We start from the raw sequence: 12,817 nt of genomic DNA on the forward strand, positions 1-12,817 counted from the left end.
CATGGGCGTCGTAGTGGTCCTCCGGGGCGAAGAACACCTTCTTCCAGCCCCCATCACCCTCGGGGAGGCGTTGCATCTGCTTAACCTTCCCCCGGAGCTTTATCTGGCTGTGCGAAATGGAGAAATGATCGGCGAAGACACGCTCCTGGAACACGGCGACCGCGTGCAACTGGTGAGTGTCATCTCTGGCGGTTAGTTACCGCAGCAGGCGAGCATTGATCTCCCGGACGTCTTCGGTGTAGCGCTGTAATTCACTTGCAAGCGTGGCTGGATCAGCATAATGCAAACGTCGCGCCAGAAAGGCAAATTCCTCACTGTTAACCGGGGGTACCGTAACATCCCGCGCATTTCCTCTCACTACCCGCAATGAATCAATTAACCAGCGTAAAAAGGTATGCGCTTTACGCAACCGCCTGTAATCCTCCTGCGAAAGGATGCCCGCTCTGGCAAGGCGTGCCATGGCCTCTCGCGTGTTCGTGTGACGCACTTCAGGCAAGCGCGCTCCGTAGGTAATTTGCAATCCCTGCACCAGATATTCCACATCCACCAGGCCCCCCAGACTGTACTTAAGGTTAAACAACCCGCCCTGCACCAGGTGACGCAACTGGCGTTCGCGCATGGCGCGCATAGCAGTGACATCGAATGGTTCGCCGGTGTATATAAACTCATCCCGCAACTTTTCAATCTGGTGACCCAATGCTTCATTACCCGCCACTGCCCGTAATTTAACCAATGCTTGGCGTTCATAAGCCCAGGCTGGCCCCTGCGGAGCGAAATATCGCTTAAAGGAGTCTAATGAAACCGCCAGGGAGCCTGCTTTACCATAGGGACGAAGCTGCAAATCGACTTCAAAGATCCCCTCCCGCCGGGCACGCATGGCTCCCACAAAAGCCACCACAAGGTTTTCATAAAACTCAGCCGTGCTGATCTTTTTCGGCCCGTCGGTTTCGCCATTTTCCTCATAAATGAACATCAATTCCACGTCTGAGGCAAAACCCATCTCCTGCCCGCCAAACTTGCCCAGTGCCACCACGCTCATCTCACAGATTCCACCATCTGCACGATGGGGTGTCCCATAAACCAGGCGGAGATCTTCGTGACAGAGGTGATACGTGACATTGGTCACCACTTCTGCCAGGTCAGTCAGTTCCGCAGCGAAGTCCCAGAATTCACGTGTATGCCCCAGGATATGCCGCATATCGATGCGGAACATCTCACGGTCACGCCAGGCGGTTAATAAATCTATCCAGGGAGCATTTTCACTGGGAGTTTGTGGCCCGGCATGAACATGCCTCAGCGCACGGGCCAACTCGGCTTCCAGTTGCTTTCTGGATTTGGCCGTCTGCAGGGCATCCATATCGGTAACCACAGGGAAGAGATTGGTGTACTGCATGCGCAGGAAATCGTCCCAGAGGAAATCGCTCACTCCCAGCACACGCGCCAGCGCATGGAGCACCTCCGGTCGCTGCAAGGAAATAAGCTCATCGGGCCAATCTGGCTGGCGGAAGAGCGTCTCGGTGAAATCTCGGAAATGTACCAGTGCCGATTCGGGATTAGGAGAATAGGGTAAAAGGTGGGTGAAGTGCTTAATGAGCACCACCGCTGCCCGAAGCTCCCGCTGTTTGTCCGGGCGTTCAATTTTCTGGCCGTTTCGATCGGTGACAAACAAGACGTCCTTCACCCGGTTGCCTACCGTCTCGATGGTCATGCGGTGAATATAAATGCCGCTTACTGCCAGAGCGTTGGTCAACTCATACAGAAAACCCACCGTATCCTGTCCGTCGATACGTAGAACGGTGTGGGTGTCGTTGGCCTCATTATCAATTTCGATTTCAACCGGGTACAGAGTCGGCACAACACCTGCAACCGCCCCACGCTTCTCGCGCTGACGCAACGTGGTAGCTACCCTGCGGGTAAGCTCACCCTGCATCTCACTGCGTCGGCCACTTCGCACCATGCGCTGGCACAGGGTCAAATCGGCGGCATATTGAGTCCATGTTTCAGGCTGCAGGGTCACCCCTTCCACCGGCTCTACCGTAAATACATCCACAATTTTTTGCCGGTTCACCTGCTCAGCCTGCCCGGGAAGCGGCTCATAGGTAAACACCTCACCTTCCAGAATGTTCAGACCATGTACCACCATCAACCCGGAAATGACCGATAGCTCACCCGGGAAGTCATACGCCACTACTGTTACCCGCCAGGTTGCTCCCTGAGCTGGCTGGGCATGGATCACCACAGGTGTATCCTCGTTGAGCCGTGCCGCCAGGCTGGCATGAACAGCAATCTCCTCAGTCGAATACAACTCAGAATAGGAAGGCGACATTCGGTCGATGTGGCGGTGAAGCTGGAACGGATCGTTGCCTTTTGAATCGGGGTTTTGCGAACCATCAGGCATCTGGGTCATTTCCACACCTCCCACGTAGCGCAAATAAATTGCCCGGATGGCATTGATATGCTGGGTATACCGTTCCAGGAATTTCTCACCGGGTTTTTCACCAGAAAAACGAAGCCTGCGCGCCAGGGCAATGAGAGCCGATGAATCCTCAGGCAGGCTATGAGTTTGCCGGTAATCCATCATCTGCAAGTAGTGTTCAATCGTACGGAGAAAAAGATACCCTTCCGTAAGAATACGATATTCTTCTACCCGGATCAATTCAGCCGCTGCCAGGCGCACCAGAGCATCCAGCGTGTTGGCCGAAAGGATTTCAGGATGAGTCACGCCATAAGCGAGCTGTAAAAATTGAACGGTGAATTCTATATCTCGAATAGAACCTTCACCCAGCTTCACCTCACCCCAGATCCGCCCGCTCTGCCGAAGCTGGATTTCGGTGCGATGTTTCATGTTAAAAACGGCTTGTTGCAACTCAGGAAGGGTGCTCCCAAAAAGATGGGGGCGCACAGATTCCAGGAGAGACCTTCCCAGCTCATGATTGCCCGCGATCACACGCGCCTTGAGTAAGGCCTGCTTCTCCCATAGTCTCGCATTCTGAGTGAGGTAGGTGAGAAACCCCTTTACAGATGATACCAGCGGTCCAACCCGTCCCCAAGGACGCAGACGCATGTCTACCCGGTAGAGAAAGCCTTCTCCTGTAGCCCGCGCCAGGGCATCGATCAGCCGTTCCCCTATCCGTTGCCCAAGTTCAATATTCTCATCCCTTGAAATGAACAGCAGATCAATGTCTGAGCTGTAATTTAATTCCCGGCCGCCGAGCTTACCCATACCCAGCACAGTTAGCTGGTGAGGATCACCGCCTGCCTGCACTGCCGCAAGCTTGAGGCACATACGAATCATCGCATCGGCCAAATTTGAAAGCTGCCGCGTCACTGCGGGTAGATCATATAAATCCAGGAGATCACATGTACCAATGCGCAACATTTCCCAGCTCTGAAAACGCCGCAGGGCATCCAGCTGGTCGTTAAAGTTTTCTACCCCGCCAAGGGCAAGCTGGGCTTCATTGTAGAGCTGTTCCACGCTTTTGGGCCGCGACAACTGGCGATACGCCACCAGCCGCTCGAAAGCATCCGGGTTGCGAAGGAGAATTTCTGTGAGGAACTGACTGCCAGCAAAGAGGACAACCAGGATTTCTACCGCCCGTGGATTGCCTGCCAGTACCCACAGTACGGGCAGAGGGTCAGTAAAGCGGCCCAGAAACCGCTCAAAGCTCACCAGCACACGTTCCGGGTCTGCCGCTTCAGACAAAGCCGCCAGAAAATGCGGAAGGAACTGTTTAAAGGCGGCCACCCTTTCAGGTTCTCCGGCCAACATGCGGGTAAAAGTCCCCCGCAACCGATCCAGGCCAGTGAAGCCTGCCGCCGAGAGATATTCATCGCTGAGGATGGTCTCCGATAAAGAATCTGCTCTGATGTCTGCACTCATCCTGATAAATACTTTCCATTACCCATCGGGGTAATCTCCTGGGGACATTATAGAGAATCCAGCCTGAAGATGTCAATTCAACAGGTAAAAAATGACCCGCGTTTTGCTCCGTGTGGGTACTAGATTCCGCGATACCCTCTCCATACAATGACGGAGACCTGATCAATGAATCCTTTCGTATTGGAGAGAACCTTTCATGCCCACCACTTTGAGTTTACTTCTTCCTCTGGCTGGCATTCTGGCTGGTGCACGGGGCGCCGCTCTCCTCAGCCGACGCCTGGGCTTCCCGGCCGTGTTTGGTGAATTAATCCTTGGCTTCCTGGTCGGCCCGGCATTGCTCAACCTCCTCCAACCCTCCGAGCTCATTCATTTTCTTGCCGATATCGGCGTTATCCTGCTCATGTTTCTGGCCGGTCTGGAAACAGACCTTCACACGGTGCGTTCTGTGGGCAGAGCTGCGGCCCTCGCTGCACTTGGAGGAGTGATTCTTCCCCTTGCGGGAGGCTTTGCCCTGGGAATCGGTTCAGGCATACCCGCCAGGAATGCTCTCTTCCTCGGTGCAGTATTGACTGCCACCAGTGTCAGCGTTTCAGTGCAAACACTCCGCGATCTTGGAAAATTGAACTCCCCCCAGGGTGCAGCTATCCTCAGCGCGGCGATCATCGACGATCTTCTCGGAGTGATTGTTTTTGCCATTGTAATGAGCCTGGAAAGCGGCAGTCCTCTGTTAACCACCCTCCTTCGTATGAGCCTCTTTCTCCCTGCCGCCTGGATTGCAGGAAACTGGCTGCTTCCCAGACTCCTCCAATGGGAAAAACGCTCTGGCCACCGGGAAGCTTCTCTGGGAATAGTGGTGGCTCTGGTACTTCTTTACGCCTGGGCTGCTGAAGCGCTGGGGAGTGTCGCCACAATCACCGGGGCTTACATCCTGGGGACAATTGTTGGCCGTCACATCGATGAAAGCCATCCGATTCATCAGGGAATTTCCGCTCTCAGTTTTGGCTTCTTTGTCCCGGTCTTCTTTGTCAATATCGGATTACAGGCCCGTTTGGATGGATTCCTGGCTTCGCCAGTGCTCACCCTTGGGCTCACAGGTATCGCCACGATCAGCAAGATCATCGGCAGCGGGCTGGGCGCCCGGCTGGGTGGAATGTCTGCCGGACAGGCGCTTCAGGTAGGTTGTGGAATGGTATCTCGAGGTGAGGTAGCCCTGGTCATTGCAGGGGCAGGGATGGCAGGGGGCCTCCTCGACTCCACCATTTTCTCCATCCTTATCCTCGTCACACTGACCACCACCCTGATCACCCCGCCACTACTGCGCCTTGCTGCCAACCTTTCCTCGTTGCGTTCCCTGCGCTTCCCGTCGCTGCCTGTGGCCAACTGGCGCGACTACTGCGTAGATGAACAACCACCATCTTTCATTCCATCTCTGGAGGAGACATCATGATCCGTACACTTCGTAAAGCTCTTGTGTTATCCACTTTTCTTATCGCAGCCATCGCTGCACCGGTACTGGCCGGTGGTCCCGACCCAACCGGCACAACCACCGCTGAAGCCAACCCCTCAGCCCCACTAAACTTTGCCTGGACGTTAATCGCGGGTTTCCTGGTATTTTTCATGCAGGCGGGGTTTGCCATGGTTGAGGTAGGGTTCAGCCGTAAGAAAAACGCTGTTGCCGTACTCACGAAAAATTACATGGATGCATTGATCGGTGGCCTGGCCTTCTGGGCTTTCGGGTTTGCCTTCATGTTTGGTGGGTCAGCCCTCGCACCGGGCCTTGAGCAGGGCAATTCCCTGATCGGCCTTTCAGGGTTCCTGCTGGCAGGTAACGCTTACGATGTTACTACTATGGAACTCTGGTTCTTCCAGATGGTCTTCGCCGCCACCGCCGCGACCATTGTCTCCGGTGCAGTTGCCGAACGCACCAAAGTCACGGCCTATCTTGCCTACAGTTTCCTCATCTCAGCCATTGTTTACCCCATTTACGGTCACTGGGTGTGGGGCGGCGGCTGGCTGGCCAATCTTCCTTTTGGCGCGGGTGCGCGTGACTTTGCCGGTTCAGGAGTTGTGCACGCTGTGGGTGGCTTCGTTGCCCTGGCAGGAGCAGCGATGGTTGGCCCGCGCCTTGGAAAATACAAACCGGATGGTACCCCCAATACGATCCCCGGCCACAACCTGACATTCGCTGCACTGGGAACCTTCATCCTGTTCTTTGGCTGGTTTGGCTTCAACCCGGGGTCAACGCTCGCCGCTACCGATCTGCGCATCTCGGTCATTGCCGTTAACACTTTTCTGGCCGGTGCGGCGGCTTCTGTGGCAGGTGTGTATTACAGCCTGCTTAAAAATGGGCTGATCGACCTGCCCCTCACCCTCAATGCCGGCCTGGCCGGGCTGGTGGGCATCACCGCCGGGTGTGCTTACGTGCCTTCCTGGGCGGCAGTGATCATAGGTATAGTATCTGCGCTGGTTATGATCTGGGCTCTGGGCTTCGTCGAACGCACCCTCAAGGTAGATGACGTGGTGGGGGCGGTTTCAGTGCACGGGTTTGGTGGTCTGTGGGGATTGCTTGCGGTAGGAATTTTTGCCGACGGAACCTACGGAGGTGTCAGCGGCCTGATCGTCGGAGAGACCGGACAGATCATTGCCCAGTTGATCAACATTGTCACAGTCGTGGTTTGGAGTCTGGGTATGGGCTTCCTGGTCTTCTGGGTACTGAAGAAAACCATGGGCATTCGCGCCTCGCGCACGGAAGAAATTAAAGGCCTGGACCTGACGGAACATGGGATGGAAGCCTACCCGGCCTCTGCGGAGCAGGCCGAAGCCGCCTGAAGATCGTAAACCGGTGCATCTTCTCTCTAATCTTTGTCCAAAACCAAACTACAGGAGGTTCAACATGTCTGTAACTCTGGAAGTCATTCTTGGAATTGCTGCCTTCGTTCTCTTTTTCATCCTCTGGGTGATCGTCCCCACCCGGATTCACAAAAAACACCCGGAGGAAGAAGAATTGTAAACTCCATACATGGGGGAAACAGACACATTTCAACCGGGGCTGATTTTTCGATCAGCCCCGGCCATAATCAGGAAGGGCTAAAAAAGTACCCGAATGGGTCATATCTCGCCAGTACACTTTCTGTATAATCTTGGCAACTTACCCTGAGACACGTAAAAACCCTGTCATCTTCAGTCAGAAAAGCATTTTGCCAGAACCGGAGGAACTTTACTCATGGCAACAACAGTCGCTGATATTATGAAAATGAAAAAAGATATTCAGATGGTCGACCTGCGGTTTACCGACATGCCCGGTACTTGGCAGCATTTCACCATCACCGCCCGCGAACTGACCGAGAGCCTTTTTGAAGAAGGAATTGGCTTTGACGGCTCTTCCATCCGTGGCTTCAAAGAAATTCACGAATCCGATATGCTTCTGATGCTCGACCCATCCACCGCCTTCATCGACCCGGTGCTTGAGGTGCCTACCCTCGCCATCACCTGCGACATTTACGACCCGGTCACCCGCCAGCCCTACAGCCGAGACCCGCGGTACGTGGCCCGCAAGGCCGAAGCCTACCTCAAACAAACTGGAATTGCCACCACCAGCTTCTGGGGTCCTGAACCGGAGTTCTTCCTGTTCAATGATGTGCGATACGGCGGCGGCACCAATTCTTCGTTTTATTTTATTGACTCCAACGAAGGCTGGTGGAAGAGCGGTGAAGATCTGCGCCCTAACCTGGGAGCCCAGATTCAGCCCAAACGCGGGTACTTCCCGGTTCCTCCTGCCGATACCCTGCAGGACGTCCGCAGTCGTATCGTCCTGGCCCTCGAAAAAGTGGGGGTAGAAGTCGAAGTTCACCACCACGAAGTAGCCACCGCCGGGCAGGCCGAAATTGACATGCGCTTCAACACCCTGGTGCGAATGGCCGATAACGTCATGGTGTACAAATACATCGTCAAGAATGTAGCCCGCCAGAATGGTCTGACCGCCACCTTTATGCCCAAACCCATTTTCGGGGACAACGGCTCCGGAATGCATGTGCATCAATCACTCTGGAATGACTCAGTCAATCTCTTTTATGATCCAGCCGGGTATGCGTCGCTGTCAGATATGGCGAAATATTATATCGGTGGCTTACTCAAACATGCCCCGGCCCTTCTGGCTATCGTTGCCCCCACCACCAACTCCTACCGCAGGCTCGTTCCGGGGTATGAAGCCCCTGTGAACCTGGCATACTCTCAACGCAATCGCTCGGCCATCTGCCGTATTCCGGTTTACTCCAAGAGCCCCAAGGCCAAACGCGTTGAGTTCCGCGCTCCCGACCCTTCGGCCAACCCTTACCTCACTTTTGCCGCTCTGCTCATGGCTGGCCTGGATGGCATCCAGAACCGAATCGACCCCGGTGAACCTGCCGATAAAGACCTCTACGAGCTCCCTCCAGACGAAGCCAAACAGATCAAGCAGGTTCCTGGTTCTCTTTCCGATGTACTCAAAGCGTTGGAGCAAGATCATGAATTTCTCCTCAAAGGTGATGTCTTCACCACGGATCTGCTCGAAGCTTATATTGCCTATAAGTACGATAACGAGGTCGATCCAATTCGAATGCGTCCGCATCCTTATGAGTTCACCCTGTATTACGATGTGTAGGCGGTGCCATCGTTACAGTCATTATCGGTGAACGGGAGGCCGGGTTTTCACCCCGGCCTCCTCTGTTGAAAACAATTTCATCGATGATCATCCGGTAACACTGTACACTGTTTATGTTATGATCGTTTTATGAGCATAGAGAAAAAACGCCTTTACGTAGTTGCCACCCCTATCGGCAATCCCCGTGACATTACCCTGCGTGCCCTGGATGTACTTCAGCAAGTGGATGCCGTTATTTGCGAAGAGCAGCGGCAGGGAAGTACTCTTTTAAAAAAACTGGGAATCACCACCCCCATCATCCTGCTCAACGAACACAACGAAGCCGAACAGGCCAGTCTGATCGCTCAACGCATTCATCGCGGTGAGGCCATGGCGCTCATTTCTGACTGCGGCACTCCCGTCTTTGCCGACCCTGGCGCCACGCTCATTGCCCGCCTGGTAGAAATGGGAGTTCCAGTGACTCCGGTGCCCGGACCCTCATCACTTATGGCCGCCCTCTCGATCCTGGATGTCTCCCTCGACCGTTTTCTTTACGCCGGATTCCTCCCGCGTGAGAAAAACGAACGCCGAAACGCGCTGAAATATTTACGCGGGTTGCGTATTCCCCTCGTGATTATGGACGCCCCCTACCGGCTGGTGCAGGTGCTGGATGATGTCGAGCAGGTTTTTGGCGGAAGCCGGCGCATCTCCCTTTGCCTCGATCTCACCCTGCCCACGGAGAAAGTTCTCCGCGGCCCGCTCCACGAAGTGCGCACCCAGGTTGGAGAACGAAAAAGCGAATTTGTGCTGATCATCCACTGAACGTGAAACCGGAGAAGACCAACCATGTCCAGAACCGCTCGCTTTACATTCTTCGGTCTGATCTATTTCGCCGAAGGCGCTATTCTCAGCTACTTTACCGCCCTTAACGCCATTTATCTGCTCTCTTTCAAGGTCAGTCTGAGTCAGATCGGCCTGATGGGTTCCATCGCATTAATCCCCTTTGTCCTGAAAATCTTTCTCGGGGTGCTCAGCGACCGGGTTAATCTCTTCCGATCAGGCCACCGAAAACCATACATCATTCTGGGCCTACTCCTTCAGGCCTTCTGCCTGTTGATCGTACCACTCATCGACCCCGGAAAACAATTTGGCTGGTTTGCCCTTCTCGGATTCGTGCTTATGTCGGGACAGGCACTTTACGATACCTGCACCGACGGGTATGCTCTGGATACCACACCTCCCGAAGAAGAAGGCACCATCCAGGGAATCATGGTTGGCGGACGCGCTCTGGGAGTAGTGCTCATATCTGCTACGATTGGGTTAATTGCCCAGCATGCTTCATGGCCGGCGGCTTTTTACACACTGGCAGCGCTCACTTTGCTCCCCCTCCCTCTGGCGCTCGGCATTCGTGAAATTCAACGCACCCCTGATCGTCGTTTCGATTGGAAGGCCTTCTCGGCTTTTGGCCGCCGGGAAGTAATTGCCCTCGCGGGCCTCGGAGCCTTATACTCTTTGATTATTAATGCAACCAATCAGCTGGTTAACCCATTCATGCAGGACGAATTTGGGATCGGCATTTCCACGGCGGGCTTTCTCACCACCGTCTGGGGGATCGGTGTCGTATTCGGGGGAGTAATCGGGGGGCGGCTGGCCGACCGATTGGGCCAACGTCGGGCGGTGCTTATGGCCCTCCTGCTGGCTCTCCTTGCAATCTTCGGCCTTACCCTGGTTTTCCACCCCTGGGCAGCCTGGCCGATGATCGCCCTGTTCGGGCTGGCGTTTGGTTTTTATGAAACTGTCTTTTTCGCCATTTCCATGCGCGTCACTGATCCCCGCATTGCGGCCTCCATGTTCGCTATTCTTATGGCTGTTGCCAACCTTGGAACCGGCATCGGGTTAGGGATCAGTGGTGCCATGGCCGAGGCTCTGGGTTTCCGCACCGCCTTTGTCATCTTCGCCGCCTTAAACCTGGCCGTTCTGCCCCTTCTGCCTATCGTTTTTTCGCGAAACGTCTCTCAAAAAGCACTCACCTGATTAACCTCATCCTACAAAAATGAAAAGAGATCATCATGAAACCTAAAACTTCTTCCTCACGTCCCCTGGGGATTGCCTTACTCATCATTGGGTTAATCGCCTGTGCGGGTATCTCTGCTTTCGGACTTCTCATTCAACTGGTGCCCTACGGACGCAATCACACCAACCCGCCTGTCCTCTCAGAACCCAACTGGGATAGCCCCCAGACTCGCGAACTGGCGCGCCGGGCCTGTTTTGACTGCCACAGCAACCAGACAGTATGGCCATGGTACAGTAATATTGCCCCCATGAGCTGGCTGGTTCAGAAAGATGTGGATGAAGGCCGCGAGAAACTGAATTTTTCAGAGTGGGGAAAAGGCGGAGGTGAGCGGGAACGAGAAACAGACGAAATTGGAGAGGTTATCCGGGAAGGAAGGATGCCCCCCTCCAGTTACCTGCTCTTGCACCCCGACGCGCGGCTTTCACAGGCCGAAAAGGACGCTCTCATCCAGGGGTTGGAATCTTCTCTCCGATGACTCTTCCTTGATGAAGCTGAAGCTCATTGAGCTGGCAAATTGAAGTAGTTATACACCGCTTCTGAAAGCTTACTCACCATCAGGTTCGCCGGATCCCAGAGTAACTGCCTGGGATCGTGCATGTAAATACAAATAACGTAGTTTCCACCCGGCGAATACACAATCCCGGCATCAGAGATGGTGTGCATCAGGTTGTCCGACTCAATAATCCACCCGTGTTTATGAGCTATCTGAACTGATTCGGGTAAACCGGCCTCAATCAACACCCCATTTCGATTCTTCGAGAGAAAAGCGATCATTTGCCGACATTCATCCTGGCTCATCTGACCAGGGAAAACCGCCGCAAAAGTTCCCCCACCATTCTGAGCACAATAATAGATATCCTCCAACAGCATTCCCATATCGGCAGGGGTCGTCTGATTATACACATCTGGATCGGTGTTGACATCGGTACGCTGATTGGCGGGTGTCTGAAAACGTTTTAAGAGCGGGGCACCGGGGTAAAAATATCCTCCTAAAAAGGTATTTTCCAACCCCAAGGTCTGCATATCCTCCGTCACCTGCAACGGGCCAAGGTTTCGGTCGAGTACGGTCTCCATTAACTTATCAGCCGGGCCATTCTCTGAATATTCGATCATCAGAGCAATGAGATCGCTTATTTCTTGAGGAAGTGGCTCAGGCTGACGCAAAAACACAGAAGTCATGATTGGAATTTTCATCGTGCTGGCCGCCGTGAAGGCAATTCCTGGCGGAACCAGCTGCCCCTGATCATAAGCAAAATGAATCTCTTGCCCGGTCTGCAGGTCATTAATATACATTTCGATGGTTCCAGTATAGCTGGCACCCTCAACGATCTGTTCCAGAAGCAATTTAAGATTCTCGATCGACGGGCGCGGGGGTTTCACCCTGCTGAACGAGAGGTTGACCTGCCGGGCTGAGGGAGAACGCAGTGCATCGCTAATTAATACCACCGCCCGGTCAATATCCAGCACAGTGCCCGCCTGCCCGGGCTGGAAAGTGGTACTTCCCGGTATGGGTAATGAGGGCGAGGGGGGCTGGTCGTAGCGAGCCGCTATTTCATCCTTTAAGAAAGCACGCAAGCGCTCCTCTGAAAAAGTGGCTATCAAAGGCACAGGCTGCGGAACAGGCAGGCGATTCCAGAGATAATCCCAGAAACCAATCCAGAACGGCTGACTGACACGCTCCAGATCAGCAGCGGCAATCATCGACTCAAGATCGAGTTTAAACCCCACTGCCGACGGTTTAATCTGGATCACGGCATCACGGTAGCGTAATTCCACCGGAACGCCGGTATAAGCCTGAAGAAGACGCTCCGCCGCTTGCTGAGAATTTAACCCCCCTACCGGGATTCCGGCAATCACCATTCCCGGTGGAAAATTGGCCCGAATGCGACTGTAACGTACCAGTTGAATGGCGGTCAGAGCCACAGCTAAAAATACAAATAAAATGGAAACCCATCTTAATGGAAATACCGGACTACGGTTTCGCATGGCAGGAATTCTACCAGAGTTTTAGGCAGTGAGGAGAACCTGCCTTTTTCAGCACATGTTGAAAGAAGAGGTGTTCGCCGTCGATCCAGGATCGATCCACAAGCCCCCCCCTCAGCTTTCTTTCAGGAAACGAAACAACGCCTCTACGTACCAATCATTGACTGGGTTACCCGGCCAATGAAACCCTGTCATTTTCGCTTCTCCCTTGCCATCTTGCCTGAAAGCACATTTTCAAGTATAGTGTCAGGTATTACAGCAT

The 12,817-nt window shown here is 54.0% G+C and carries 9 protein-coding genes; 7 read left to right on the forward strand and 2 right to left on the reverse strand.

What is annotated here, in order from left to right; all coding sequences use genetic code 11:
* The first annotated feature begins 1 nt into the window (after position 1).
* Positions 2–196, forward strand: a complete 195-nt coding sequence (locus ATHL_RS10085; RefSeq protein WP_062193055.1) for a MoaD/ThiS family protein — start codon at positions 2–4, stop codon at positions 194–196.
* Here the strand turns inward: ATHL_RS10085 and ATHL_RS10090 are convergent, their stop codons facing one another.
* Positions 197–3,880 (reverse strand): [protein-PII] uridylyltransferase family protein, encoded by a 3,684-nt coding sequence (locus ATHL_RS10090; RefSeq protein WP_114679491.1) that lies wholly within the window; start codon positions 3,878–3,880, stop codon positions 197–199.
* 196 nt (positions 3,881–4,076) lie between these two features.
* On the opposite strand from ATHL_RS10090, the gene ATHL_RS10095 reads away from it, so the two are divergent.
* The 6 genes from ATHL_RS10095 (at position 4,077) to ATHL_RS10120 (ending at position 11,047) form a co-directional block, all read left to right on the forward strand.
* Complete coding sequence (locus ATHL_RS10095) at positions 4,077–5,327, forward strand: cation:proton antiporter (RefSeq protein WP_062193059.1); 1,251 nt, start codon at positions 4,077–4,079, stop codon at positions 5,325–5,327.
* A complete protein-coding gene (locus ATHL_RS10100; protein WP_062193064.1) occupies positions 5,324–6,709 on the forward strand; it encodes an ammonium transporter in 1,386 nt (461 codons plus the stop codon). Before ATHL_RS10095 ends, ATHL_RS10100 begins: the two co-directional genes overlap by 4 nt.
* 394 nt (positions 6,710–7,103) lie before the next feature.
* A complete protein-coding gene (gene glnA, locus ATHL_RS10105) occupies positions 7,104–8,519 on the forward strand; it encodes a type I glutamate--ammonia ligase (RefSeq protein ID WP_062193067.1) in 1,416 nt (471 codons plus the stop codon).
* 129 nt (positions 8,520–8,648) lie between these two features.
* On the forward strand, positions 8,649–9,320 hold the full coding sequence (gene rsmI, locus ATHL_RS10110; RefSeq protein WP_062193070.1) for a 16S rRNA (cytidine(1402)-2'-O)-methyltransferase: 672 nt from the start codon (positions 8,649–8,651) through the stop codon (positions 9,318–9,320).
* A 24-nt stretch (positions 9,321–9,344) separates the two neighbouring features.
* Positions 9,345–10,532, forward strand: coding sequence for an MFS transporter (locus ATHL_RS10115; RefSeq protein WP_062193073.1), 1,188 nt, complete (start codon positions 9,345–9,347; stop codon positions 10,530–10,532).
* 35 nt (positions 10,533–10,567) lie between these two features.
* Positions 10,568–11,047: a heme-binding domain-containing protein gene (locus tag ATHL_RS10120; protein WP_084001346.1), complete on the forward strand. Its 480-nt coding sequence runs from the start codon at positions 10,568–10,570 to the stop codon at positions 11,045–11,047.
* A 23-nt stretch (positions 11,048–11,070) separates the two neighbouring features.
* Here ATHL_RS10120 and ATHL_RS10125 read toward each other — a convergent pair whose 3' ends face one another.
* A complete protein-coding gene (locus ATHL_RS10125; RefSeq protein WP_062193075.1) occupies positions 11,071–12,558 on the reverse strand; it encodes a serine hydrolase in 1,488 nt (495 codons plus the stop codon).
* Between the last annotated feature and the right edge of the window lie 259 nt (positions 12,559–12,817).

The organism is Anaerolinea thermolimosa (genome assembly GCF_001050195.2).
Lineage (GTDB): Bacteria > Chloroflexota > Anaerolineae > Anaerolineales > Anaerolineaceae > Anaerolinea > Anaerolinea thermolimosa.